Source organism: Methanoregula sp. UBA64 (genome assembly GCF_002502735.1).
GTDB lineage: Archaea > Halobacteriota > Methanomicrobia > Methanomicrobiales > Methanospirillaceae > Methanoregula.
This window is the reverse complement of sequence record NZ_DAQC01000001.1, coordinates 240,362-265,833: the sequence shown is the minus strand read 5'-3', so window position 1 is coordinate 265,833 and position 25,472 is coordinate 240,362. Positions and strand designations below refer to the sequence as shown.

At 54.2% G+C, this 25,472-nt stretch carries 31 protein-coding genes; 9 read left to right on the top strand and 22 right to left on the bottom strand.

Annotated elements, in window-relative coordinates:
• Positions 1 to 101: 101 nt before the first annotated feature.
• From BP758_RS01240 to BP758_RS01215, 6 genes are all read right to left on the bottom strand, one after another.
• Positions 102 to 275, bottom strand: coding sequence for a 4Fe-4S binding protein (locus BP758_RS01240; RefSeq protein WP_292367925.1), 174 nt, complete (start codon positions 273 to 275; stop codon positions 102 to 104).
• Between the two features lie 66 nt (positions 276 to 341).
• The gene (dapB, locus tag BP758_RS01235; RefSeq protein WP_292367923.1) at positions 342 to 1,121 is read right to left on the bottom strand and encodes a 4-hydroxy-tetrahydrodipicolinate reductase; all 780 of its coding nucleotides are present in this window, start codon (positions 1,119 to 1,121) and stop codon (positions 342 to 344) included.
• 7 nt (positions 1,122 to 1,128) lie between these two features.
• Complete coding sequence (gene dapA / locus BP758_RS01230; RefSeq protein WP_292367921.1) at positions 1,129 to 2,076, bottom strand: 4-hydroxy-tetrahydrodipicolinate synthase; 948 nt, start codon at positions 2,074 to 2,076, stop codon at positions 1,129 to 1,131.
• A gap of 9 nt (positions 2,077 to 2,085) precedes the next feature.
• Entirely contained in the window at positions 2,086 to 2,277 is a 192-nt protein-coding gene (locus BP758_RS01225) for a 30S ribosomal protein S17e (RefSeq protein ID WP_292367919.1), read from the bottom strand.
• A gap of 11 nt (positions 2,278 to 2,288) precedes the next feature.
• A complete protein-coding gene (locus tag BP758_RS01220) occupies positions 2,289 to 2,846 on the bottom strand; it encodes a thiamine-phosphate synthase family protein (RefSeq protein ID WP_292367917.1) in 558 nt (185 codons plus the stop codon).
• A gap of 55 nt (positions 2,847 to 2,901) precedes the next feature.
• Positions 2,902 to 3,453: an HDIG domain-containing metalloprotein gene (locus BP758_RS01215; RefSeq protein ID WP_292367915.1), complete on the bottom strand. Its 552-nt coding sequence runs from the start codon at positions 3,451 to 3,453 to the stop codon at positions 2,902 to 2,904.
• 82 nt (positions 3,454 to 3,535) lie between these two features.
• Between BP758_RS01215 and BP758_RS01210 the strand changes: the two genes are divergently transcribed.
• Positions 3,536 to 3,718, top strand: coding sequence for a hypothetical protein (locus BP758_RS01210; RefSeq protein ID WP_292367913.1), 183 nt, complete (start codon positions 3,536 to 3,538; stop codon positions 3,716 to 3,718).
• Between the two features lie 312 nt (positions 3,719 to 4,030).
• Here BP758_RS01210 and priL read toward each other — a convergent pair whose 3' ends face one another.
• Positions 4,031 to 5,110: a DNA primase regulatory subunit PriL gene (gene priL / locus BP758_RS01205; RefSeq protein ID WP_292367911.1), complete on the bottom strand. Its 1,080-nt coding sequence runs from the start codon at positions 5,108 to 5,110 to the stop codon at positions 4,031 to 4,033.
• Entirely contained in the window at positions 5,111 to 5,854 is a 744-nt protein-coding gene (locus BP758_RS01200; protein ID WP_292367909.1) for a DNA polymerase sliding clamp, read from the bottom strand.
• Between the two features lie 99 nt (positions 5,855 to 5,953).
• Here BP758_RS01200 and BP758_RS01195 point away from each other — a divergent pair, with 99 nt between their 5' ends.
• The 4 genes from BP758_RS01195 to BP758_RS01180 all read left to right on the top strand — a co-directional run bounded on the left by BP758_RS01195 (position 5,954) and on the right by BP758_RS01180 (position 9,204).
• Positions 5,954 to 6,535 (top strand): RlmE family RNA methyltransferase, encoded by a 582-nt coding sequence (locus BP758_RS01195; protein ID WP_292367907.1) that lies wholly within the window; start codon positions 5,954 to 5,956, stop codon positions 6,533 to 6,535.
• Between the two features lie 9 nt (positions 6,536 to 6,544).
• Entirely contained in the window at positions 6,545 to 7,429 is an 885-nt protein-coding gene (gene moaA / locus BP758_RS01190; protein WP_292367905.1) for a GTP 3',8-cyclase MoaA, read from the top strand.
• A 77-nt stretch (positions 7,430 to 7,506) separates the two neighbouring features.
• A complete protein-coding gene (locus BP758_RS01185; protein WP_292367903.1) occupies positions 7,507 to 8,016 on the top strand; it encodes a hypothetical protein in 510 nt (169 codons plus the stop codon).
• 6 nt (positions 8,017 to 8,022) lie between these two features.
• Entirely contained in the window at positions 8,023 to 9,204 is a 1,182-nt protein-coding gene (locus tag BP758_RS01180) for a M20 family metallopeptidase (protein WP_292367901.1), read from the top strand.
• Between the two features lie 74 nt (positions 9,205 to 9,278).
• Here the strand turns inward: BP758_RS01180 and BP758_RS01175 are convergent, their stop codons facing one another.
• The 7 genes from BP758_RS01175 to BP758_RS01145 form a co-directional block, all read right to left on the bottom strand.
• Positions 9,279 to 10,271, bottom strand: coding sequence for a tetratricopeptide repeat protein (locus BP758_RS01175; RefSeq protein ID WP_292367899.1), 993 nt, complete (start codon positions 10,269 to 10,271; stop codon positions 9,279 to 9,281).
• Between the two features lie 55 nt (positions 10,272 to 10,326).
• Entirely contained in the window at positions 10,327 to 11,424 is a 1,098-nt protein-coding gene (locus BP758_RS01170) for an MFS transporter (protein WP_292367897.1), read from the bottom strand.
• A 4-nt stretch (positions 11,425 to 11,428) separates the two neighbouring features.
• The gene (locus BP758_RS01165; protein ID WP_292367894.1) at positions 11,429 to 13,345 is read right to left on the bottom strand and encodes a beta-CASP ribonuclease aCPSF1; all 1,917 of its coding nucleotides are present in this window, start codon (positions 13,343 to 13,345) and stop codon (positions 11,429 to 11,431) included.
• A 23-nt stretch (positions 13,346 to 13,368) separates the two neighbouring features.
• Positions 13,369 to 14,010 (bottom strand): archaeal proteasome endopeptidase complex subunit beta, encoded by a 642-nt coding sequence (psmB, locus tag BP758_RS01160; protein ID WP_292367892.1) that lies wholly within the window; start codon positions 14,008 to 14,010, stop codon positions 13,369 to 13,371.
• A gap of 84 nt (positions 14,011 to 14,094) precedes the next feature.
• A complete protein-coding gene (locus tag BP758_RS01155; RefSeq protein ID WP_292367890.1) occupies positions 14,095 to 14,943 on the bottom strand; it encodes a CBS domain-containing protein in 849 nt (282 codons plus the stop codon).
• A 5-nt stretch (positions 14,944 to 14,948) separates the two neighbouring features.
• The gene (locus tag BP758_RS01150; RefSeq protein ID WP_292369941.1) at positions 14,949 to 15,377 is read right to left on the bottom strand and encodes a universal stress protein; all 429 of its coding nucleotides are present in this window, start codon (positions 15,375 to 15,377) and stop codon (positions 14,949 to 14,951) included.
• 38 nt (positions 15,378 to 15,415) lie between these two features.
• Positions 15,416 to 16,453: an amidohydrolase family protein gene (locus BP758_RS01145; RefSeq protein WP_292367888.1), complete on the bottom strand. Its 1,038-nt coding sequence runs from the start codon at positions 16,451 to 16,453 to the stop codon at positions 15,416 to 15,418.
• A 48-nt stretch (positions 16,454 to 16,501) separates the two neighbouring features.
• Between BP758_RS01145 and BP758_RS01140 the strand changes: the two genes are divergently transcribed.
• Positions 16,502 to 16,672, top strand: coding sequence for a preprotein translocase subunit Sec61beta (locus tag BP758_RS01140; protein ID WP_292367885.1), 171 nt, complete (start codon positions 16,502 to 16,504; stop codon positions 16,670 to 16,672).
• A 25-nt stretch (positions 16,673 to 16,697) separates the two neighbouring features.
• Here BP758_RS01140 and BP758_RS01135 read toward each other — a convergent pair whose 3' ends face one another.
• The gene (locus tag BP758_RS01135) at positions 16,698 to 17,450 is read right to left on the bottom strand and encodes a coenzyme F420-0:L-glutamate ligase (RefSeq protein WP_292367883.1); all 753 of its coding nucleotides are present in this window, start codon (positions 17,448 to 17,450) and stop codon (positions 16,698 to 16,700) included.
• Between the two features lie 510 nt (positions 17,451 to 17,960).
• Between BP758_RS01135 and BP758_RS01125 the strand changes: the two genes are divergently transcribed.
• Positions 17,961 to 19,211 carry an NAD(P)/FAD-dependent oxidoreductase gene (locus BP758_RS01125; RefSeq protein ID WP_292367880.1) on the top strand — a complete coding sequence of 417 codons (1,251 nt, stop codon included), beginning with the start codon at positions 17,961 to 17,963 and terminating at the stop codon, positions 19,209 to 19,211.
• Positions 19,212 to 19,223: 12 nt separating this feature from the next.
• On the opposite strand, the gene BP758_RS01120 is transcribed toward BP758_RS01125, so the two are convergent.
• The gene (locus BP758_RS01120) at positions 19,224 to 20,378 is read right to left on the bottom strand and encodes a PLP-dependent aminotransferase family protein (RefSeq protein ID WP_292367879.1); all 1,155 of its coding nucleotides are present in this window, start codon (positions 20,376 to 20,378) and stop codon (positions 19,224 to 19,226) included.
• Positions 20,379 to 20,630: 252 nt separating this feature from the next.
• On the opposite strand from BP758_RS01120, the gene BP758_RS01115 reads away from it, so the two are divergent.
• Positions 20,631 to 20,921 (top strand): DUF3566 domain-containing protein, encoded by a 291-nt coding sequence (locus BP758_RS01115; RefSeq protein ID WP_292367877.1) that lies wholly within the window; start codon positions 20,631 to 20,633, stop codon positions 20,919 to 20,921.
• Between the two features lie 145 nt (positions 20,922 to 21,066).
• On the opposite strand, the gene BP758_RS01110 is transcribed toward BP758_RS01115, so the two are convergent.
• From BP758_RS01110 to BP758_RS01090, 5 genes are all read right to left on the bottom strand, one after another.
• A complete protein-coding gene (locus BP758_RS01110; protein WP_292367875.1) occupies positions 21,067 to 21,456 on the bottom strand; it encodes a DUF5658 family protein in 390 nt (129 codons plus the stop codon).
• A 243-nt stretch (positions 21,457 to 21,699) separates the two neighbouring features.
• A complete protein-coding gene (locus BP758_RS01105) occupies positions 21,700 to 22,884 on the bottom strand; it encodes an energy-coupling factor ABC transporter ATP-binding protein (RefSeq protein ID WP_292367873.1) in 1,185 nt (394 codons plus the stop codon).
• Entirely contained in the window at positions 22,881 to 23,675 is a 795-nt protein-coding gene (gene cbiQ, locus BP758_RS01100; RefSeq protein ID WP_292367871.1) for a cobalt ECF transporter T component CbiQ, read from the bottom strand. Before cbiQ ends, BP758_RS01105 begins: the two co-directional genes overlap by 4 nt.
• 6 nt (positions 23,676 to 23,681) lie before the next feature.
• On the bottom strand, positions 23,682 to 23,990 hold the full coding sequence (locus BP758_RS01095) for an energy-coupling factor ABC transporter substrate-binding protein (protein WP_292367869.1): 309 nt from the start codon (positions 23,988 to 23,990) through the stop codon (positions 23,682 to 23,684).
• 3 nt (positions 23,991 to 23,993) lie between these two features.
• Positions 23,994 to 24,707: an energy-coupling factor ABC transporter permease gene (locus tag BP758_RS01090; RefSeq protein ID WP_292367867.1), complete on the bottom strand. Its 714-nt coding sequence runs from the start codon at positions 24,705 to 24,707 to the stop codon at positions 23,994 to 23,996.
• Positions 24,708 to 24,845: 138 nt separating this feature from the next.
• Here BP758_RS01090 and BP758_RS01085 point away from each other — a divergent pair, with 138 nt between their 5' ends.
• Positions 24,846 to 25,331, top strand: a complete 486-nt coding sequence (locus BP758_RS01085) for a metal-dependent transcriptional regulator (RefSeq protein WP_292367865.1) — start codon at positions 24,846 to 24,848, stop codon at positions 25,329 to 25,331.
• The last annotated feature ends 141 nt before the right edge of the window (positions 25,332 to 25,472 follow it).

The following is a 25,472-nucleotide window of genomic DNA, read 5'->3' as shown; positions in this document are numbered from 1 at the left end:
CCAAGCTAAAACACGTAAGAGCCAAAAACAATTGACATTGCCGCAGATTCTGCGGGATCAACAAGAAAAAAGGCTGGTAAAACGGACGGTACGTGAAAAGATTATTCCATGTGGATAGCTTCTGACGGGCAGGCATCCACGCAGGTCTCGCAGTCCACACACATGTCCTTGTCTACCTTGGCCTTCTCGTTATCCATGGATATCGCAGAGGCCGGGCATTCGCTTACACAGGTTTCGCAACCGGTACATTTTGTCGTATCAATAACGGCAACCAAACTATTCACTCCATCGTTATTATGCGGCCAAAGACAAAAAATAGGTTTCGATTTGTACAAACGGCATCAGGCTTTCGGATTTTTCGGGACAAGACCGAGGACATCGTTCATGCCATAGATGCCCGGTTCCTTCCCGGCGACCCAGCATGCCGCCCGTAGTGCCCCGCTTGCAAAGACCGAGCGGTCGTACGCCCGGTGGGAGAGCTCGATTGTCTCGAAGTTCTTCGAGAACATGACCGAATGATCGCCCACGATATCGCCGCCCCGGATCACATGGACGCCGATCTCGTTGCCGCGTTCCATCATGCCCTCCCGCCCGTAGAGCTTCCTGCGTTCCCCCACTTCCTCGTCAAGGATCTGGAGGATCGTCTTTGCCGTGCCGCTCGGTGCATCCTTCTTGTTCCGGTGGTGCGCCTCGATCACCTCGATATCGTAGTCAGCGAGCAGTTTTCCCGCCTCCCGCACCAGCTGCCAGAAGATATTGACCCCTACCGAGAAATTGCTCGAAATTACCGCCGGGATATTGCCCTCAATTGCAGCGGCCATCTCCCTGCGCTGTTCGGGGGTAAAGCCGGTCGTTCCCACGACAACGGCGACATTGTGCTTTGCCGCGGCCTTAACGTTTCCCACAGCGGCCTGGGCAATCGTAAAGTCGATCAGGACATCGGGTTTTTTGCGGGCAAGCAGATCGCCGATATCCTGCGATGCCACGATCTCCGCCCCGAAAAAGGTTCCCGGGCGGAGATCGATACCCCCGACCAGTTCGAGGTCTTTGGACTCATGGACCATCCTTCCGATGGTCTGGCCCATGCGGCCTGATGCGCCGCAGACAACAACTTTTACCATGACCGGGTCACCGCCGGCTCTTCTTTACTGCCGGCTTTTTTGCGGGTTTTACCGGGCCGGCCGATCCCGTTTTCTTTCCTGTCGGGATAGTGGCGAGCACTTTTTTGAGTTCGGCAGTCTTCTTCCCATCAAGGTCGGCAAGCGGAAGTCTGACCGGGCCGCCGGCCATGCCCACCAGCTCCACGGCCTTTTTGACCGGTATGGGGTTCGTATCGATGAACATCGAACGGAAGAGCGGTGAGAGGGCATAGTGCAGGGAGAGCGCCTTTTTCCAGTCGCCTTTTTCCACAGCCTCGCACATCGCGACCATGCGCCGGGGATCGACATTTGCCGCAACCGAGATCACGCCAGTACCTCCGAGCGCCATGATCGGGAGCGTGAGGTTGTCGTCACCGGAGATCACGGCAAAGTCCTCGTCCTGCGTCATCTCGATGATTCTTGACACCTGGCCGATATTGCCGCTCGCTTCCTTTATCCCGACAATGTTCGGGTGCTGCGCGAGCTCTGCGATCAGGTCCGGTTCGAGATTCTGCCCCGTGCGGCCGGGCACGTTGTAGATGACGAGCGGGATATCGAGGTCCGCAAGTTTTGTGTAGTGCCTGATAAGCCCTGCGCGGTTGGGCTTGTTGTAATACGGGCTGATGACGAGCACGCCATCCGCGCCGGTGTCCTTGGCCGCCTTGGTGAGGATGACTGCTTCCGCTGTGTTGTTCGAACCCGTTCCTGCGAGAACCGGAATCTTCCCGTTAACGGTATCGATCGTGGCACTGACAACCCTCTCGTGTTCCTTAATGGAGAGCGTTGCCGATTCCCCGGTCGAACCGCACGGTACAATGCCGTGGATACCGCAGGAAAGCAGGTAACGGATATTTCGTTCAAGACCCTGGATGTCAAGGTCCGTCGCGGAATTACGTTTAAAAGGGGTTATAATTGCGGGTAGGACACCATTGAACATAACCTACGGTTATGCATGTCTCTTTGTATTAATTTTTCTTGTTATATACCCGGCGACACGATTTCGTACGCGTTTGCTCTGGATGGACGCGGAGGAACCGAGCTGCTGTTTGTTTGCGTCAAAGCTGTTCGAAAAGTTCTCCCGCTGCTTGGCAAGGAGGGTGGTCCCGATGGTCTTAATATATGACGGCTTTATTCCCATGGAATATTCCTCTAAAGTTCTATACGTATAATGCGGTTCGACAACATAATAATATTCCCCGCAACATCCCCGGGGGTTTCCCCAAACAGGTGGATTGCCGCTTTTTCTGGAGCGGCACCCGGATCGATGACAGCTTCCGGAACGCCATCCCTGCAGCAGGATGCAATACCCCAGTCCATGGTGCTGACGCCCGGGGCCTGCCTGTTCCGATCCACCGTGCAGCATTCAAGGAACATATCCTCAAGCACATCCTGGATCCGGGCCGCATACCGGATCGTTGCCGCACAGCGCATCTCCGGGTCGAACTTCATTGCGGAGAGGACCACTCTCGCCATCTCCCCGTCGGCACTAAACCCGCAGGATCCTGCGGCACGCACCCTGGTATCCTGTACAAGAAGTCCGCCGGATACCGATGCAACGCCGGTGTTGTCGCGTGCACCGCGGATTGCATAGCCGATGTTTGCAGGAGCGCCGGCTGCAAGCCGAAAATCCATCGATTCTTCCAGAAGATTTACTGCCTGCGAGAGCCGGGAGAGCACGTCTGCCCTCTGCTGTTCCGGGCTGATCATAACTGTCAGGTACCTCTGTTGTCCACAGGGTACTTATGTCCTTTCACAAAAAAAATCAGGAGAGATCCAGCTCGCCGCGGATCTCCAGAAGCCCCCCGAGGGCGGTTGCATAGAACTCCGGAATGGGCAGGAGCGATTCGATGGGGGCGATGCGCGTCCGGTCGCACCCCGCGGCAAACGACTTCTCTTTTGCCTTTTTTGTCACGGTCTTTACGGTCACGTCCGACAACCTCCCGCCTTTGACGAGCGCACATGCCGTAATCAGGCCCGATGCGCTGTCTGCGGCCTGCAATGCGATATCGACAGGTTCCGTATAGGTCCCGGCAAAGAGATGATGGTTGTGCCTTTTTACCACGGAGGCAATCGTCGGATCGATCCCTTCCGCAAGAAGGATCATTTCCCCTTTTATCCCATGCTGCTCCATGTCGCCTCCGATAAGCTCGAAGTCGATATCATGAAGAATGCCGATTGTCTCCCACGTTTCCGGATCGCTGCCAAGATGGACGGCAAGCGCTTTCATGACGGCACCGGTTGCAAGGCAGTGTCTGGTAAGACCCGGTTCACGGACATACCGGGAGAGGAGGGCACATGCAGCGGAACGTTCCATACTGGGTTATATGCCGGTTTTCCTCATCAGTATGACGGTCGCGAAGATATGCATATATGAGAACAGCGCAAATATGAACGGGATGGACGCACGTCTGCTGGATGTTATTATCGGCGTTGCCGGGTTCATTATCCTGACCGTCTTATTGGCAGTACTTCCGCTGGTCATGAAGGAAGCTGTCGGGGCAGCATACCTGATCGCAATTGTCGTCTTTATCCTGTTCCTTGCCATTGCAGGCTATAAGGTAAACGAGCAGATTGCCTGAACGGGAAATATACCTTTTTGTCTTTTTTAATCAGATCCCTAAAAGCTGGACATCAGCCCGCTGGATCGCACATCTGCCGGATCGCAAAACCTGCGGAAGATCCGGTTTGAAAAAAAAGTCCACCAACCGATCCGGTTTTTCTCATAATTTTCCCACCTCTTCCGACGGACATTGTCTGTAACTTTACAGACAATCTGTAAAGTTACAGCTGAACTGTAAGGTTAAGTACTGGAAAAATCCGGGAGTCCTGACATTCCGGAACGATTCTGATAATTTACAAAAAAGAAAACCGCGAGACCGGCCGGGACCCGGTCATTCCGCTTCTTTTTTGGGGGCCTGCGGTTTTGCCGGTGCGGGTTTGTGGGGAAGGGACTTTTTTACTTTGTAATAACTTAAGGGGTGACTGACCTTCTCGCAGATATGGTCGCGGTGGACGCAGAGCCCCGTGGTCTGCATAGCGGCGCAGGCCGGCGTTGTATATTCGGTCGAGGTGCCGCCACGACCGGTGATGTGCTCGACCTGGTACATGGTCTTTTCGATATCGAAATCGGGCGAACGGGCGTAGAGCGCGGCAATGCCGGACGTGTCCATCCCGATATTGTGGAGGAATGCCGTAAGCGAGAAACGGCCAGGATGCGTGAGATTGACTCCTGCGGCCAGCGCGGTGATAAGTGCCTGTATGCAGGGAGGAAACGCGCCTTCCTCGACCTTGCCAAACTGCCGCAGCATCTGTTCCTGGTACGCGGCCTTGATCTCCGCGGCCCGCGGGGCAAGCTGCTCGCAGATCTCTTTTGGTACCCGGTGGGGGAGGTCACGGCGCAGCATCACCCGGACACGCTCCCGCAAAAGTTCGTACCGTTCGTTCTTGTTCACCGTAACAAAACCCTGCTCCACACGCCGGTTAATGAGCCGGAACCGGTCATCGTGCAGCGGAGCGACAAGCTCCACATAATCGGGCACCGGCATCCGGTCTTTTTCTATCCTGATGCCCAGTTCATCGGCTATAGCCATCCAGAGCCGGGAGTACTCCCCGTCTTCCTGCATATACCCGCTGTTCCATTCCTCTTCGTCGACGAGGAAATAATAAGCCCGCTCGGACTCGTACCGGGTGAGACGGTCGATGAGCTGCCGGTCGTTCACGCAGGATGCAACGATCCGTGCAAGTGCATAGGCCGCGATCTCATCTTCAGGAGTATCGCAAACCGCAGGAACATGGTTTTTCCTCGGGACCGAGGCTTCCTTAATCCGGGCAACTGCCAGATCGACAAGAGCCTGTCCTTTTGGTGTTGAAAGAAGGGAACCGAGCGATGCAAACCGGGCCCTGATGGGCTCCTGGGCTTTTTTCAAAAACGGAAAATGGGAGAGTTCCTTGCCGGAGGGCACAAAGACCATTCAGTCAGCCTCAATCCGGGGGGCGAGCAGGTACTCGACGTGACCATTGCCGCCCGCAATATCAAAGGAGAACCGGACCGGGTGGTCGACGCCAAGGCAGACCTCGACTTCTGCCGCCTTTGACATCACTTTCCCCATGTCCCGGAGATAGTCAAGGGAGAAGAGCGACCGCACGTCTGCGGGAACGAGCGACTTGAGCTCGTCCTTGCCAAACTCGCGCTGGATATGGTCGGTGTCGCCTTCTGCAACCATGAAAAAGGTCTGGTCTTTCGCATTGATCCCCATCGCGATCTTATCGGAGATTACCGCTGCGGCCTTGATTGCATTGTTGAGGTCTTCTCCCGATATGACAATCTTGCCGGGCAGATTGATTGTCGGGGAGTTGGGATCTTTTCGTATGGTGTTTGTGTCGAGCAGGGTGATGGAATAGTGGTAGCCGTGGACGCTGACTGCCATCTTCTGGGCATTGTCTGCAAGTTCGAGGCTGATGAGATCGCCTTTCCCGCCCATATTAAAAATATTCTTCATCTTTGAGATGTCGACCCCGAGTTCGCTCGCTGTCGCCTTGAATGTGTCGAAGGCCTCTTTCTTGAGCGTGAGGGCGATCATCGCGACATTGGCGGTATCCACTGCCCGGGTGGAGATGCTGTCCTCTGCGGTATGCAGCCGGCACTCAGGAACAAGTGCCGAGATCGCTTCGATGGCCTCCCGGAATACGTCTGCGTCAATGGTTGCTTTTAACATCGCGTTCCCCTTAACAACTGTCTTATACAGTATATCGTCATACTTTAATTATAGCGTTTTGGGTTCGATTCAGGGATTTTTTTATCCGGGAGAACATTCATGGGGTCACAGTGGTCGCGGGATAAGGTCTATTTACGGGCAAAACACGAGGGATTCCGGTCCCGGGCATCGTACAAATTAATCGAGATCCAGAATAAATTCGAGGTCATCAGGAGAGACGATAACATCATCGATCTCGGGGCAGCCCCGGGCAGCTGGCTCCAGGTCCTGCGGACCCTGACCGACGGGCGAGTACTCGGGATCGATCTCAACCCGATCGCAGCGATTGAAGGAATAGAGACCATCGAAGGGGATCTGACAGATCCCCTGATCCAGCGCCAGGCACAGGAGATGCTCGGTACGGTGAGCATTGTTGTCTGCGATGCAGCCCCCAAACTCTCGGGCCACAAGAGCTACGACCAGGCCCGGGCCATTGCACTCGGGGAGGAAGCGCTGACGTTTGCCTGCCATGTGCTCAAGCCCGGCGGGAACTTTATTATAAAATCATTCCAGGGCGAGGACTTCCCCGAACTTCTCGGCATGATCCGCGAGTATTTCTTTGCCGTAAAGACCTATAACACCAAGGCTACGAGGAAGGGAAGCACGGAAATTTATATTGTTGCAAAGAATTTCAAGGGTTGAACGCTTCCCATGACAGAGACGCTCAAGGATCCCTGTGGACGACCGGTAACGAACCTGCGGATCAGCCTGACCTCGCGCTGCAATCTTTCCTGCATCTACTGCCACGCCGAAGGAGAAAAGAATCCCGAGAGCGAGATGAGCGCTGACGAGATCATTGCCATCATGCAGACTGCCGCAAAGTTTGGGATCCGCAATATAAAATTCACCGGGGGGGAACCGCTGATCCGGCCGGATATTTTGCAGATCATCCGGGCAGTCCCGAAAGGAATCGAGGCATCGATCACCACAAACGGCATCCTTCTTGCCGATATGGCCGCAGACTTAAAAGCGGCCGGGCTCCGCCGGGTAAACGTCAGCCTCGACAGTCTCAACCCTGTAACCTACAAAAAGATCACCGGCAGCGACCGGCTTGGCGAAGTGCTCGCCGGGATCGATGCTGCCTTAAACGTCGGCCTGACACCAGTCAAGATCAACATGGTGGTTCTCGAAGGTATCAACGACAACGAGATCGACGATTTCCTGGCCTATGTCCGGAACAACCACAACCTCGTCCTCCAGCTCATCGAACTGATGCACTTCAACGACTGCGAGTATCATGGAGATCTCAATCCCCTGGAGCACCGTCTTGCAGCACGCTCCGAGCAGATCCTGACGCGCCGTATGCACCACCGCAAGAAATACTGCCTTGACGGTGCCGAGGTGGAGATCGTACGGCCGCTGCACAATACCGAATTCTGTGCCTACTGCAACCGGCTCCGGGTAACATCGGACGGGAAACTCAAACCCTGCCTCCTCCGAACCGACAACCATGTTGCAATTCGGGGGAAAAAAGGAGCGGAACTCGAAGCCCTGTTCCGGGAAGCCGTTGCACGGCGCGAACCGTTCTTTAAATAAGGCACGTTTCCTTTTTTTCGCACCCCCTCTGGGGAACATGACAATATATTTACAATTCCGGCATCCACTAGAACCGTATGACAACGGACAACGAATACCTCTCCACCCTCAGGCACCTCTGGGAAAAGTCCCTGATCCTGCACGATACCTCGCTTTTTAACAAGACCCTGTATTTTTATTTCCTCGATTCCATTGCCCACATCGATTATACCTGCAGCATCTATGCGTTCAACTACCAGTCCCCGAAAAACATCCTCGGGGGCGAATACATGCGCTGGCGGATTGATGAGGAGAAAAAAGGCGATCGTGCGCAGTTTCCCGCGTTTATCGTCTGGCTCAAGGAGAAACACCCGGAGAAGTTTGCCCGGCTGCCCTCGCTCTGGCAGATGGTGTATGACCCTGAGGATCCTGCGGAATACCGCAGTTTCCGGATCGTTCTCGACCCGGACAGCCGCCAGCAGATCCCACCGGACGTCCTTACTGCCATCATTGACGAATTTTTCGAGCAGGAATTCTTAAAGAGCCTGTACGAGGGCGCATCCCTGTCAAGGCTTTTTACAACGTTCCTTGCCGGTTGTAAAGCCTGAAGTACCATGGATGTCAGCCGGCTCTGTGCAGCACTCGTTGCGATAAAAAGCGAGAACCCCCCGGGGGATACTGCGGACGTCATCGAGTATATCAGGGACTTTTTAGACGCCCGGGGTATCCCGGCACTGGTCATTGATACCGGCAGCGGCCGCTCTAACCTGGTCACCAGAAATCCAAAAAAGAAGCTCCTTTTCTGCGGGCATGTCGATGTGGTGCCGGCCGGGGATGGATGGACACACCCTCCCTATGCGGGCGTTATCGAAGACGGCTCGGTCTGGGGCAGGGGAGCGACCGATATGAAGGGCGGGTGTGCGGCCATGCTTGCCGCCTGCGATTCCATGGTAGAGGAAGGCCGGGAACTACCCGCCGATCTCGCGTTTGTCTGCGACGAGGAGGCAGGGGGAGACCACGGGATCCGGCACCTGCTCCGGGAGAACCTGCTTTTCCCCTGCGATTGTCTTATTGCCGAACCCACGCCGGCACGCCATCCCTGCATCGGCCAGAAGGGGCTCTGCCGCATTACGGTCGATTTTACCGGGACGCCGGGACACGGTTCGCTCTACCCGGTCGTGGGAGTCAATGCGATCATGGAAGCGATGGGATTTCTTACCTTTGTAAAAAGTCTCTCTGATCGCAGGTATCCCCTTGACGGGAACCTCCAAAACCTCATCACGGCATCCGCGGGTGCGTTTTCCGATGAGTTCCATATACCGGACGGAAACAGGATTCTCGAACGAATCACCTTCAATCCCGGGGTAATTGCCGGGGGCGAAAAGGTCAACATCATTGCCCGGCACTGCTCACTTGGCCTCGAGATGCGGATTCCCTGGGGATGCAGCATCCCGGAACTTGTCAGGGAAATCCACGGGCATGTACCGAGCGGGACGGTGAACGTCGATACCACAAGCGATCCCACCCTCACCGATCCGGAGGGAGATTTTACCGCCATTGTTTCCCGTGAAGTGGAGAAGGTATGGGGCGGGGCGGTATTTCCCATCCTCCAGTGGGCGGCAAGCGATGCACGCCACCTGAGGCGGGCCGGGTTCAATGTCATAGAGTACGGCCCCGGGGAGATCTCGACCCTGCACGGGATCGATGAGCGAGTCTCCGTGACATCCCTCGAAAAAGCCGTCAGGATTTACCGGGGCATCCTGGAGGCTTACAGTTCGAAAAACAGTACTTCATAACCATCCCTGGACCGAGGGGGTGGGGGGATATTCCCGGGTCGGACAATAAAAAATGTCGTTGGCATGTGAAAAAATTATTTTCTCCAGCGCTTTGCACCGGCACAGGCAATACCTGCCACAACAAATGCAGCAAGGGCACAAAACGGCGAGAGCGGAGTAAACGTGGTCGCGGTTGCAACCGGTGTTTCTGTGGCGGTAGCGGCACCGGAAGACGTTGTTTCCGGGACCGTTGCTGTTGTCTGGACCACAGATACCATTGTGACCGGGGGCGTGGTCTTTACCCCGCCAAGAACCCACGGGGCTTCCGTAGCGGTTGGTGTAACATTATACTGGTAGACCTGCCCTTTCCCTCGTACAGAATTCAGATTGCTCTGTGCATCGGCATAATTCGGGCTGAGTGACAGTGCCGCTTTGAAACAATTGGCGGCGTCATCGTACTGTTCGAGCGCAGCATATGCCTTCCCCTTGTTGTTCCAGATCTCGGCATTTGTAGTTGTCTCTTTGGTAGCTTTGTTGAATGCATCGAGTGCATTGCTGTACTGCTGCTGCGACATGTAGATGAGGCCAATCTGGTTCCAGGTATCCGCATTATGGGGGTCGATGGTTGTACACTGGGCATACGCTTTGATCGCTGCATCCGGGCTCCCGGTCTTCGCATACGAATCGGCAAGGATACAATAGGTTTTGGAGTTCGGGGTTCCCTGAGCGGTCACATTAAGATACGCTGCAATTGCCTCATTGTATCGTCCGAGTTTGTACAGCGCATAGGCCCGGGCATTGAGGGAATCGGAGCTCGTCCGGATTGCGAGGGCAGCGTTTGCCGCATCGAGTGCATTCGAGTACTGTCCCAGCGCATTCAGGGCCACGGCTTTACCCGACAGGGCCAGTGCATAGGAGGGGTCAAGCGAGAGCGCATGGTTGTAATACGTAACTGCATCCGCATAATTTCCCGCTGCGGCAGCATTCGTGCCTTTCGTATACCAGTCAAGGGGATCTTCTGCTGCTACCGCAGGTACGAGAATAAGGATAATTATGAGGAGGAAACCGACCTTTGCGCTCTTCTGCATACCCGGAAATTCTCTTTTATCGCAGATGAATGTATTGTTTTTTTAGCCCGTCAGATTATTCCGACGAGGGGGATGATGACGACATCACGCCGATCGTGGCCACTGCCACGGTCAGTCCGAGGATTGCAGCAAAAGCAAATGCCATTAAAAATCCCGCAGAATCTGCGATGATTCCGGCAAGGAAGGGAAGGATGGCCATCCCGAGGTAACTGGCCGTAGAGAACAGGCCCATAAGAAGGCCCTGACGGCCGGGAACCTGTGCCAGGAATGCCATCTGGGCGATCATAACAACGCCGGCAAGGGCACCGAGGATGACAAAGGCAACCGGGGAAACTGGTATAAACAGAACCGCACCTGCCATAAGGAGGGATGACCCGAGGATAATCCTCCCGCTGAAACGCCGGATCCGGGATGCCACAAGGACCGTAACAATGGTGGCGACGCTCATGGCGGCGATCCAGAATCCAACAAGGTCCGGGGAAATTTTAGAGTAGTCCGGATACAGGGACGATGCAACACCGGTGATCCCGACAAGGACAACGGCCGAATACCAGAGCCAGAGATTACCGCGGATAAACGAAAAGACGCTGGCAGCATCCCGCTCTTTTCGCGGCACATCCCCGGATCTGCCGGCAGCCGCGGTCCCCAGTAACGCAACGGCGGTACATACGGTAAAGAAACCTATCCCAACGACCGGTGATGAAAAATACACCGCAAGCCAGCCGGAGAGAAGAAGACCAAGAACCAGCCCGAGGTTGAGCATCGCCATGTAGTACCCGCTCATGCGGACATGATCCGGCCGGGAATTGACATAGGCAAGGGCAGATGCGACAAAAAGACCGGTGCCAATTCCTTCACCTGCCCGGCAGACAACAACAAGGACCGGAGAAGAGGCAAGAAAAAGAAACGCACCGGAGAGTAAGGTCAGGACCAGTCCCGTGCGCATGACCGGCAGAGTCCCGTAACGGTCGGTGAGAAGACCTCCCGGAAGCGTGGAGACAAAGGCACCAAAAAAATATGCAGCATAGACTGCGCCCTGCCATGCGGAGGTACCGGCAAATGCCGGCAGCACCGGGACGATCGCATTCGAGAGCGCCATGGTGGCAAAGATGCCAAGGCACACGATTGCGATCTGCACCGGTGATTCTGCCATGGGATCAGCACATGCGGTAGGTTTCCAGGTTCATCGGGGAATGGGTCTGGATATGGTACCGCTTGTAGATGGAACTGGCAAGATCGATGGTATTGTTCTCGTCGCCGTGGATGCAGAATATTTTTTCCGGCCGCGGCTGGATCTGGCCTATGTAATTCATCAGCTGGCGGCGGTCCGAGTGACCCGAGAAACCGTCAACGGTCACGATCTCGAGGTTGATGGTGATCGTACCTTTGCGTCCCATCGGCACCTCGCGCCATCCTTTCTGGATGCGCCGGCCAAGCGTGCCGTCTGCCTGGTATCCGACAAAGACAAGGGCGTTCTTCTCGTCTTCCGCGAGGCTTAAGAGGTATTCCATGATCGGGCCGCCGTTGAGCATCCCGCTTGTCGAGATGATTACGCAGGGGTCGCCGTTGACTACTTTTTCCCGGACTTCGGACGAATCGACCTGCTGGAAGCATTCGGCAAGGAACGGGTTGTGCCCTTCCCGGAATATGAGGTTGCGCAGGTCGGTATTGAGGTACTCCGGGTAGGTCGTGTGGATCGCGGTAGCTTCCCGGATCATGCCGTCGATGTAGATCTTGACCTGCGGGATCTTGCCAAGGCGCATCCCCTCTTCCAGAGCGAGCATAACTTCCTGCGACCGGCCGACTGCAAATGCCGGAATGATCACCTTGCCGCCCCGCGAGAGCACCGCGTTGATGGTCTCGTAGAGTTTTTCTTCCGCATCGGACCGGGCTGGCTGGAAATCGTTCGAGCCGCCGTACGTGCTCTCCATGAAGAGCGTTTCGAGCCGGGGGAACTGGTTGATTGCCGGGTTAAAAAGACGGCTCTTGCTGTAGTTGAAATCGCCGGTAAAGGCGATGTTGTACAGGCCGTCGCCAACATGGAAATGGGCAATGGCAGAGCCGAGGATATGGCCGGCATTATGGAAGGTGAGCTTGATATCCGGGGCAATATCGGTTACGCTGCCGTAATTGAGGGTTATGGAATGCCGGATATAGGTCTTGACCTCGTTTGAGCTGTAGGGGATCTTCCGGCCTTCTTTGTTGATGACATCGAGATAGTCCAGCTGGAGCATTGCGGAAAGGTCCCGGGTGGGCGGGGTGGAATAGACCGGGCCTTCGTACCCGTACTTGTAAAGGAGCGGGATGAGGGCACAGTGGTCGAGGTGGGCATGGGTAAGGACAACAGCATCGAGCTGGGCAAGGGGGTGAATCTCCGGTACGTACAGGTAGGGGGTTCCCCCGGCATTGTCCGGTTTCTCCCCGCAATCGATGAGGACCCGGCTGTCCGGGGTGGTAAGGAGAAATGCTGCACGCCCTACTTCCCGGCAGCAGCCGAGCGTAGTGACACGAACCCACTGATCCTTCTTGAGGGCATTGCCGGTCTCGTCACGCGCAACGATATCGCGGTGGATCCTCCTGCCGATGGTACGCAGGAACTGCTTGCGGTCCTCGTTGACTGAACGAAGGTACTGCCGGACCTGCTTGACCGTGCTGCTCTCTATGGGGGGAGTACGGACGACCTTGGGTGTCCAGCCGATATGGCGGGTGATATCGCGAAGCGTAGTACCGTTCTTGCCAATAACAACACCGGGTTTCTCCGCTTCAATGAGGACTTCCCCGGTATCTGCATCGAAAAAGATATCGGTAATACCGGAAGATTCAGGAACAACCGCCCGTATCTCAACGGCAGCCTTTTCGGGATCTTCGAGAATGGTCGGGCGGACAACGATCCTTTTCCTCAGGTCACGCGCAAGAACCCGGATCAGGTCTGCTTCATCGGCAAACTTCTTTGGGTCATCGGTGTAGATAACCAGTTCCGGGCCTTCGAATTCCACCTGCTGTACGGTAATGCCTGCGGGCACCTTCTCGTTGATCTTGTCCTTAAGCTCTTTTAGCCGGTCTTCGATTAACATGTTCCAAACGTCCTAAAAAAAGATTATGCAGAAATTTTTGGGAGATATTTTTTAAGGTCGTCCTCGCCAAGTTCCTGGAACTTGTCTTTTGTTATAACGACGACATGTACGCCTTCGCCGGATCCTGCATCCCGTTTCATGGCGGACTTGAGAGCCCGGATCGCCAGTTCGATTGCTTCGTCCTCGGTCATGTCCGCATGGTACCGGTCTTCAAGGACACCATATGCCATGGGGGAGCCTGAACCCGTGGAAACAATATCGCTCTCTTTTGTTGCCCCGCCAAGGGCATCGACGGAATAGACACTCGGCCCGTGCTCGTCGACTCCGCCCACCAGGAGCTGGACGTAATAGGGCATATACCGGTTCTGGTTTAGGTAATTCGAGAGCAGGGTAGACGATGCACCTACGGTGATCGCACGGGACCTGCGGATCTGGTACAGGTTGCATTCGACCGTGATGATCCGGGCCAGCTGCTGGGCATCACCCACACCTCCCGCAATGGTCATGCCAATGCGGTCGGCGATCTGGTATACCTTTTTTGCACGCTTGCTTGCAATCAGGTATCCCATGGTTGCACGTTTTTCTGTCGCGAGGATTACCCCGTCGGCAAAAACCAGGCCAACTGTGGTCGTCCCTTTCATGGACTCCGGGTATTGTTCAGGCATATTACACCTCAAAAACAAATGAACGCCAAAAATTATGTTAAAAGCGTTTATGGTATTAGGGGATATCAGGAAATTTAAAGGTTATCATTCGGTGTCTTCTTTGCAAAGAACACGAATGAGTTCCCGGTCGTACAGCATTGCGACCAGGCGCTTGTCGCCGTTTACCACTGGCAGTTGATCAACACGGGATCTGCGCATCTTTAATGCACATTCGCTGACTTCGGCATTTTTCGGAACGGCAACTACGTTTTTGACCATGGCGAGTTTTACCTGCCGGTTGGGCAGCTGGACCCGGGAGATCCCGAAGCTGATCGTGTGGTTGTCCCGGATGCTCTCCCAGGTCCACTCGTCGTCATCGGTACCGTTCGAGAAATCGCTTACCCCGACGGAATCCTCGATACTCGAATTCCGGATCAGGTCGCGTTCAGAGATGATACCCAGAAGGACGCTGTCTGCGTTCAGGATAGGAATGGCATCCACACCGGAGATCTCCATGACGCGTCCCACCAGCGGGAGGGGGGTCTCTTCCCAGAGAGCAAAGGTATTGCTGGTATAGACATCCTTGATCTCTTCCTTGATCTTCAGCTGGGCAATCGCATGGATGAGGTCGGCAACAGAGAGCAGGCCGATAAGCTTGCCATCTTCGACAACCGGCAGCCTCCGGATATGATGGGAGACCAGAAGCTTTGCCGCGGTCCGGATATCCTCATCGGGCCCGATCGTGACAGGTTTTGAGGTCATCAGGAGGCCCAGCTGGGTCTCTTCGGGTTTCCTCAAAAGGTCTTTCCGGGTAATAATACCGACAAGCTTCTTGTTTTTCAGTACGGGTACTCCCGAAATGCCCGTCCTCTTGAGGATCTTGAGGACATCATCGCGGTTACCGGGGATATCGACGTGGACAACGTCCACGGTCATGTAATCCTTAACAAGCATGTCGGTTATGATCTCACCACCATGGTCGTCACCGGGCTGTGGGCGGTGACGTATGTACTGACACTTCCGATCAACAGCTTGTCGGTCTGGCTTTTCCCATGGGAACCGGCAACGATCAGGTCTGCCTTCTCCAGTTCTGCAAGACCAATTATTTCCGTTCCTGCGTGGCCCTGCTTCATATGGGTGATAAGTGCGACCCCGCTGGTTGCAGCAGCTTTCTTTGCCTTCTCAAGGACTGCATTTCCCTCGGTTTCGAGCACACGGTACATGATTTCGACCGTGTTGTCCGCCGGGAGAGATGTGAAAAGGCCGGTCTCTACCACATAAATGGCATGGAGCTTTGCATTCCACACCTTTGCCTCGTCGACAGCCCGCTTCAGCGCCAGATCGCTTGCTTCTGAACCATCGATAGCAACAAGAATGTTAGTAAACACTGCCATCACCCAAAACAAACATGCCAATTTTATTGAATTTACAAATTAAAAACGTTGTTCCTGATTTGGCCGACCGGCGCCCGTTTTACAATGGACGCTACCGGATCGCGGCTGAAATCAAGCGCAGATTGCGATGGATCGAGCGTAAAAAGGGTTGCGCGCCCACCTTTACGGATGAAAAAACTATTCCCGGTGAATGCTGAGCCCGCAATGGCAGACCGGAGCACGGTGAGGGGATCGAGACGGTACACGGTCGCGGTAAAGGCCATTTCAGAGAACAGATCCGGGGGAACGAACATCACGTTGTCCGTACCAAGCAGCACCCTGCACCCGAGCCGGAGCATTCGGGAAACCGGGGGCTGGCGGGAAGATGCTGTGACGCCAAGGATCCAGTTAGAACGGGGGCAGACCGCAATGGGAATCTGCCGGTCGGCACATTCCCGGATCTGTTTTGTGGTTGCATGGGTCATGTGGACGATCAGGTCGGGATCGAATGCAAGGGCGGCATCCACATCCTCGCTGTCCTGTTCCCCGGCATGGAATGCAACGAGCCGTCCTGCACGTTTTGCCGCAGCAACCTGCTCTTCCACATTCGGAATATCCCGGGTACTGCTGATGCCCAAGCCATTGGCAACCGCATCTCCCCCATCACGGCCAAGGATCACCGGGTCAAACTTCAGCCCTTCCGAGGCCTCATTAAGTGCCCTGACACCCGGCTCTCCCCCCTCGCGGAAATCCGCACAGCCTGCAGTGCCTGCATGTATCATACCCTCCATGGATCTGCGCATGGCACGGATAAGATCCTGATGAGATGCCTGCGCCAGAAGCCGGTGCTTGAGGCCGTTCGGGGGAGTCACAAGGCTTGCAAGATCCCCCGTGCTCCCGCAGTCCATGGCTAGGGTATCCGCAAGATGGGTATGGGCATTGAAAAACGCGGGGCATATCCAGATATTGGGGGCGCGGGGATTATCCTCGATTGCCGTTATCCGGCCCTGTTCGATCACGATATCGACCGGCTGCGCTTCGAGATCCTCGCCCAGCAGGGCATGTCCTGATATAATCAGCGGGGCTTTCATGACCGGTTGTGACTCTCCTTTATATATCGAAAAATGAAATATATTTGCATGGCAAAGAAACAAGGTGGAAGATTACTTTCCTCAGCGGGTCTCGTCAACTATTACGAGAGCGAAGACCGGCGTGCAGTTCATATCAGCCCCATCACGGTCATGGCAATTGCCGCAATCATCGGCATCATTACCCTCGTCTTCAACATTCTCTATTCTGTTCATGCGTAAGATAAATCAACATCTTTTTTTTTATCTACTTCGGGTGCTGCTCTTTGAGCAGACGCCGGGTGATATCTTCGGCAGGTGAGAAGTACAGGTTATTATGACCGGTCCATACCGGGCAGTTCCTGAAAAGCACTGCCGGGACGCCATTGTTACTCTCGCCCATCACAAAATTTGCAAACCCGGCAAGCTCGTCAACCACCGCTTCTTCAGTGATCTTGAGTTCATGACCGAAGAGATCGGTATCCCCTCTGAAGTCCCTGATCGCAGTAAATCCGCTCCACCCAATGGCGTGGCCGGTCTGCCCGCGCCTAAACGACCTCCCGCAGGTGTCAGTAATAATTACGCCGATCTTTTTCCCGGTGATCTTCTCTATCCTGTTCCGCACCTCTTCTGCCGCCTTCATGGGGTCCGGAGGAAGGAAGATAACCATGCCGTCATCGATATTGCTCTGGTCAACACCGGCCCGGACCCCGATATGGCCCCAGGGAAGTTCGGACATGATAAACGGGTGCTCCAGAATAATCTCCTTTGATGCATCGAGCACGGCCTGGACAAACCGGGGATCTTCCCCATTGAGTTTCCCGAGCCGTATCGCTCGTTCCGCGGGTTTGATCTCAGAAAGGGCCCGGGTGTGCCCCTGCGCTTTAGAATATACCGTTGATGCAAGGGAGAGGATATCGCCGTCTTCAACACTTACCTTATCGCAGATCATCGCAGCAATGTCGTCTCCCTTTTTTATAAGCGGCAGGCCCCGTATGCCGGTAACAATAATATTTTCCATAGTACCGGTTCTATGAGGCAATCGCCCGATATAGGGATTTCGTTTGGCGATCCCTGTATTTACCGGGGGAAATCCCGGATTTCACGATACATACATATATTTTTATAATGGATACACGCATCACCACTTGTTTATGTACCACATCCTCCGGTGCCCGGGGTGCAGAACGTTTACGTATGTAGACCGTTTTCAGAAATGGAAACTCTGCCCGGTATGCGGACATGCCTACGAAGTAGCAAAAGTCCCGGCATATCTGGAGGTAGAAGATTACCGGGATGCGGAGCATATCATAAAACAGATGGAAAAACACCTCTTTGCGCATAAAAAGAAGGATTTTTCCCCGGAGGAATCCGAAGAACTGCGCCATCATTACGCAGAATGGTTCCGGACCAGATGCCGTTAACCGACAGGGCGGGATATACCGGATATTTACCTTTATCGTGCAAAGTAGACCGGAACTACTCTCTGTCGACTATCTTCATGATGTAGCCGGCAGTCCGGGAGCAGGGCATGCAGGCGCACACACCAGCGTATGATATCGCAATAACCGGGGCTGGCCCGGCCGGTCTCTTCTGTGCCATCCACGCTGCGGCATCCGGGGCAACGGTTATCATATTCGAAAAAAACCCGGAACCCGGGGAGAAACTCTGTATCTCGGGCACGGGCCAGTGCAATATCACCCACAGCGGCGATATCCGTGACTTTTTTTTACGGTATGGCGCAAACGGGAAGTTCCTCAGGCCGGCCCTTCTGGGACACACAAACGAGGATCTTATACGGTTTTTCGGGGATCGGGGGATCGCCATGGAAGTGACCGACGGGGGGAAAGTATTCCCGGCAAACCGCAGCGCTCCTGCCATCTTACGAATTCTTACCGAAGAGTGCCGTACAAGGGGTGTCGATCTGAAATGCGGTGAACCGATAACCGGAATACAGAGGGCTGCCCACAGTTTTTCCATCTCTGCAAATGACAGGGATTACTCCGCAAAGATGCTGGTTATCGCCACCGGGGGCATGTCGTACCCGAAAACGGGATCAACCGGGGACGGGTACCGGTTCGCCGGCGCACTCGGCCACACGATAACCGAACCCGGGCCGGCATTAACCCCGCTGATCATCGACGATTACCCGTTTTCATCCCTTGCCGGGATTTCATTTCCCGGCCTGCCATTTTCTGTCTGGCGGGATTCACGCAAGATCTTCGATCGAAATGGCGACGTACTGCTGACGCATGCCGGCCTCTCGGGACCCGGAATCCTTGACTGTTCCCGGGATATCCGGGCGGGGGACGTGATCCGGCTCGCATTTGCCGGGAAGGCACAGCGGGAAACGGTCGAAAGAACATTCCTCGATCTGGTGCAGACGAACCCGACACGGCTGGTAAAAACCCTTGTCACTCATACAGGAGTCCCCGAGCGCCTTGCAGAATCCCTGGTCCATCTTGCCGGTGTTCCCATGGACTGTACAGGTGCACATCTCCCTGCAGCATTGCGGAAAAAATTGTCAGACCTGCTGGCAGGGTGCCCGCTCACCGTGAAAGCGCTCGGGAACTTCTCTGTTGCCATGGTGACACGGGGCGGGGTTGCCCTCAAAGAGGTACACTCAAAGACCATGGAATCGCGCATCGTCCCGGGACTGTTCTTTGCCGGTGAAGTACTCGATATCGATGGCGATACCGGGGGATACAACCTCCAGGCAGCGTTTTCTACCGGTTATTGCGCCGCACAGGGATGTACTGCGCGGCTCAAAGAACGGCAGTGAGATCCGGAAAGATTACCGGAACGACCGGATCACCTTTCCAAGCCGCCGGACTCCTTCACGGATGCGCTCCGGATTCGAATTGGAAAAGTTAAGCCGGAGCGTATCGGTCCCGCCTCCATCGACATAGAACGGGATGCCCGGGAGTACGGCAACCTGTTCCTTTAATGCGGCAGAAAAAACATCCATGGCTGATAACCCGGCAGGGAGCGTGACCCAGACAAACATCCCGCCTTCCGGACAAGTCCACGTAATGCCCGCGGGCATCTCTTCCTTTAGTGCATCGACCATACAGTCACGCTGGCTGCTGTACGCATCCCGGATCTTTCGGATATGCGCATCGATATCGTTATTCTCCAGATACTGCGAGGCTATCCGCTGCGAAAGATAATTCGAATGGAGATCCGATGCCTGCTTGGCGATCACCAGCTGCTCCATGATCTTTTTTGGGGCACAGACCCAGCCCATACGCATCCCGGGAGAGAAGATTTTGGAGAACGAGCCGGTGAGGATCGTCTGATCCGGCAGCAGTTTTTTGAACGGGGGGTTTGCCGTTCCCGAGAACTGGAGTTCCCCATAGGCATCGTCTTCAACAACCAAGGTCCGGCGTTCTTTTAAGATCTCTGCACATGCCTGCCGTTGTTTTATGGAGTAGGTGATCCCCGAGGGGTTCTGTGAGTTGGGAATGCAATAGAATAATCTGGGAGACTCCTGACAGATTGCAGCCTTAAATGCCTCCGGATCCGGGCCGTCTTCCTTGAGATCGATCGGGACAAAGACCGGCTCGTACAGGGAGAAGACCTGAATGGCACCAAGGTATCCGGGACGCTCTATGGCAACCCGGTCACCGGGATTGATGAGAATCTTCCCGATAAGATCGAGACACTGCTGGGATCCGTTCGTGATCAGGATCTCGTCGGGAGAGATATCCATTCCGAGGCGTTTTTTGTACCGATCTGCAATAAACCGGCGCAGGGGCAGGTAGCCTTCGGTTGTCGAGTACTGGAGCGCCACGCGGCCGTCTTTTTCAAACACCTCTTTTGCCGCCCGGGCAATACCGTCGACATCGATCAGTTCGGGGTTGGGCAGTCCCCCGGCAAATGAGATAATATCGGGATTTTCCGTTACTTTTAGGATCTCACGGATAAATGACTTGGGTGTCTTCTGCATCCTTTGGGCGAATGCATATTCCTGTGGTAAGACCGATGCTGTTTCCTGTCGAAGAGTTGTTGTTTTCCCTGCCATGAGATCACGGGCTTTTACCTGCTTTTGATAGTATATATTGAAAAAATGGGAATAAATACGTAACAGGTTTTGGCGATTGTCATGCCCCGGTATCCCCTATCCTCCAAAATTGTTCTGATGAAACTTCAAAAGACTTTTTACCCATACCCGCCCACCAGTTCACAAGGTGTAAGTTACATGATGGAAATCAAGAACATTGAAATCATGTCATGGGCAAAGATCCATGCATTGTTTGGGATCATCTTCGGTCTTGTCTACGGCATACTGTTTGCCATTCTCGGTTCTGCCATCGGCGCAGCCTATAATATGCCGGGCGCGACAACCCTTGGCCTGCTTTCAATCATCGTCTTCCCGATCATCTTTGGGATCATGGCATTCATCTGCGGGGCCATCATGGCATTCCTGTACAACATCTTTGCCAGCAAAATCGGTGGTATCGAGGTCGAGCTGGCTGAAAAGAAAGCCTGATCATTCTCTTTTTTCTTTCCTGCACGGTTAACCCGAAGTCCGCCACTTTGTGGCAGGGAGTTTGTCATTACCCTCACGACCGCCAGGACTCCGGTTCCCGGTTTCCATGGCACAATATTCCTGCTAAAAAAAGACTATTATGCGATTATCCGGTAAACGCCCTCATAATATGAGGAAGCAGTACGGTGACATTGTTGAGCGTGACCGCGGCATACATAACGATCAGGATTGCATAGAGTGCCACGCCGGATCCCCGGACTTTCGATTCTGCTATCAGCGCTATGGGAATCACCAGCAGTAAAATCCCGCATTTTATTATTGCATGAAGGAGCGGAACGGTAACCACACCCGCCATAAGTGGATTGAGTTCAACCCCACCCATACCAAGGATGGCCTCTGTTGTGGTGATATCCAGCAGGAAGAGGAATGCAAGGACGCAGGTAAAGATGAGGACCTGCAACAGGGTCAGTTCACCATACCCCCTATGTGCCGGGAGATTTCTGGCTCCCGCCCGGACCGTCCCTGATGGTTGCATAGTTGATACTTTCAAGGATAGTATAAAATGTTTGTTCCAAAAAATACCCAAAATTCTTGGGATTTATGGAAAAATATCCGTGATTTGCACGTATTTTATGTAAAACCGAAAACCGGGTATGAACCCATTTATTTTTAAATAAGTTTAAAACATTTATTTATAAAAAGAAGTCTCTTCAGACGGAATAGTATCTGACCATCCTTACGGATCTACGCAAACTACAGGGAACGGCAACGGCCGGCTCTATGCCGGAGAGCCGGTCCCGCCCCCCGTTGCAACGGGAATGACACGGATTATTGTTCCGCTCTCTGTGCAGTACGCGTCCACCCGGGTTCCCACGCGGCCTACCATGGCATTCGTTGTCAGGATCAAAGAGTCCTGCCCCCGCAGGGAACGGAGGATGCATTTGTCGATCACCCCGTAGGTGAAAGACAGGGAGATGCTCTCTTTTGCTGCGCACATCTTTGCCCGGGTACCCATCGCCCCGACACAGAGGTCGGGCCGGTCTCTAATCAATGCCAAAACGGATGCAATATCCCCGGTATCCATATTATACACATGAATCGCTCCCGGAGTTGCGTGACAACAGGTCCCGTGGAGCAGGTTCTCGATAACATGGATCATGTCCAGAACGCTGCGGGGCTTTTGTTCCGGCTGGGCAAACCCGCGGCGCCCGAGTTCCTGCGACAGTTCGAGAAGGATCGGCACAGACAGGTGGGCCTTGAGGACAAGCTCGGGATCCCCGAATGCTACGGCCGGGACATTCTCTTCAAGGATCTTCCCGTCAAGAAGGAGGATAACCCGATCCGCCCACGGGTACGCAAGCTCGACATCGTGGGTCGAGATAAAGATGGTCTTCCCCTCATGGTTGAGCTCGTCGAGCAGCTCCATGAGCTCTTCAGAACCAGAAGGGTCCAGCCCGCTTGTCGGTTCGTCGAATACGAGAATATCCGGGTCCATTGCGAGAACACCTGCAATGGCCACCTTCTTCTTTTCGCCGCCCGAGAGATGATGGGGCGGGCGCCGTTCGAACCCGGCCATGCCGACCTGGCGAAGTGCCAGTGCAACTGCTTCGCGGATGGCATTTTCATCGTACCCGAGGTTTGCCGGCCCGAACGCAACATCCTGGTAAACGGTAGGGGCGATGATCTGGCGGTCTGCGTTCTGCATCACATAGCCCACCCGTTTCCTGAGCTGGCGCAGGGAGGATGCATCGTACCGGATCGGCTCGGTGTCGAAGAGGATCGTACCTTTCCCCGGCCGGATCATTCCGTTAAACATCTGCAGCAGCGTGGATTTCCCGGCGCCGTTCGGGCCAACGAGGGCTACTTTTTCGCCTTTTTTTACATGGAAACTGATGCCCTTGATGGCCTCGCGGTCTCCCGGGTAATGGTAACTCACATCCCGTGCTTCCAGTATGATCTTCATGAAAAAACCACGATCCCTGTTAGTATTGCCACCATAATCCCGCCCAGCCCGGAAAGGTACAGGACAACCGGAATAAAAGACTGCATCCGTACCGGCTCCATCGGGTCAAGCGAGGGCATGATCCCGTTATAACACCGGCAGTCCATCGCGCGGACCAGATCCTCCCCCACAATCCAGCTGGAGATAAAGAGCATCCCGCAGAGCATGGAAAACGAATGGATAGATTCCTTTGGCCGCTGGTATCCCAGCCGCATCACCTGCGCCTGCCAGATCTCCTTTGCCTGATCATAGAAGATGAAGATATACCGGTACATGATCATCATTAAGTCGATGAGTTCGACCGGGACCCGGCAGCGTTTCATCATGTTGAAGAGATCAGTCAAGGGAGTTGTCAGTGCGATAAAGAACAGGGATACCATGCACCCGAAGACCCGGGAAAGGATCAGTACGGACTGGTGTACTGCATTCGTTGTTATCGTCAAGTGTATCCACGACACCGGTGAAAACTCCCATACCACGTCCCCGCCGCCGAGCATGAATAACAGGACAACGATGCTGAAAACGGAAAATACGACCGGTGCAAGGAGAAGCTCTCCATAAATTCTCGCAGGGATGCGGGCAGGGAGTAAAAGGACAATACTGAGTATGAGACCCGACAGCACCGGGACAACCGGTGTCGGAGATACCAGACAAATACAAAGGGAACCAAGTCCGAGGAGGATCTTGGTTCCCGGGTGGATGTGCCGGAACGCATTGTTCTGTGCGGCATCGTCCAGCAGTGTTTCAAACATCGGGTTTCAGGCACGCTCCGGACGTTTTTTCTGGCCCAGCCAGTACCCGATCACGAGCCCGACAATAACTCCCCCGAAGGTTGCCTGGAGGGCAAAGAGGGTGGATTCTATCTCGCCGCTTGGCGGTTCGTACTGCGGGATCAAGGGTGTAAACGAATCGACCGGCTTACCGGTCAGTTCTGCAATCTTCTCGGATCCGACATCGTCCGATCCGGAAAACTCGTGTCCCGACTGGCTGCTGACGTACATGAAAAGGACGACGAATACGATCACGCCAATGAGCGTGAGTATCTCCAGTTTCCTGTGTTCGAACATAATTCACACCTTTTCCGGGGCTCCATCGGATGTACCGAGCGCCTTTTCTACCTGTTCCTTTGAAAACACACCCAGTTTCTCCAAGAGCTCCGGTTTGAGTTCGAGGATGTACTTGAAGACCAGCGCAAGGACAAGGCCTTCAAGAATGGACAGCGGCACCTGGGTGATTGCAAAGATTGCAAAGAACGCGGCAAACGATGCTGCAATGCCTCCGACTGCCGCCGGGTAAGCGACTGCCAGCTCGAACGAGGTGATGACATAGGTTACAATATCCGCCACGGCTGCAACGCAGAAGACCGTGACAAATATATTGACCGACGTGTTCTTAAGCAGTTTGTATACCAGGTAACCGACAATGGGGCCGCCAATCGCCATCGAGACCATGTTTGCCCCGAGGGTTGACAGGCCGCCATGCGCTAGGAGGAGCGCCTGGAAAAGCAGGACGACAAATCCTATCACCGCAGTGATATATGGCTTAAAACACATCACCGAGAGACCGGTACCGGTCGGGTGGGAACAGCTGCCGGTGACCGAGGGCAGCTTGAGCGCAGAGAGAATAAAGATAAACGCACCGCAGACCCCGAGCAGTGGGAGATATTCCCGGTCCTGTTTTAGCAGTTTCCTTAATTCGAGTATACCCATGACAATGAACGGGATGGCGATAATCCACCATACGAGGCACCATTGCCATGGCAGGAATCCTTCCATAATATGCATGATTTGTCACACAAATTTACTTGTTTAAAGTAAATATAACTTACTTTTGTTCAAAGGCCAATCTGTATTCATTCGACGGTAATACCAACAGGGTTGGTTATGACCGGGAAATGTTGGTGGAAACGCAGAAGGAAAAATTTGGCATCATACCAAACCTTATTTTCCGATCAGGACAAGAATACGATCATGGAGATTAATGACGGCCGGGAACTATCGGCACAGAAGGTCAGGTATCTCAAATACATAGCGGAAAAAGGGGGCCGGGTAAGGACAACGGATCTTGCCAGGGAGCTCGGCGTTGATCCGTCAACGATCACAAAAACGGTTGCGGAACTCGCAAAGACCGGGCTCCTCTCCCATGAGCCGTACCATGGCATCTGCCTGACCGGGGAAGGCCAGCGGTATGCAAGATACCTGGTAAAAAGGCACCGGATCCTCAGCCTCATGCTCACGCATTACGGTTTCTCCCACGAACAGGCATGCGAAGAGGCAAAACGGTTCGAAAGTTATGTGTCAAAAGAAGCCGTGGACCGGATCTGCGCTGCCATGGGACACCCGGGTATCGGCGTATGCGGCGAGATAACACATGACGACGGGTGTCTTGACCAGGAGCCGGCCGTTTGATCGTTTTTTATAATTGAGCGGTATCTTCCTGGCATCCCGTATTTTCTTTAAGAGAGGAATACCGGGAAAAAACCTGTTTTTATGAAGATCGCAAAATCGGTTTTTGGAGTATGCCCAACTTTTCAATAATCCTTATAGGAT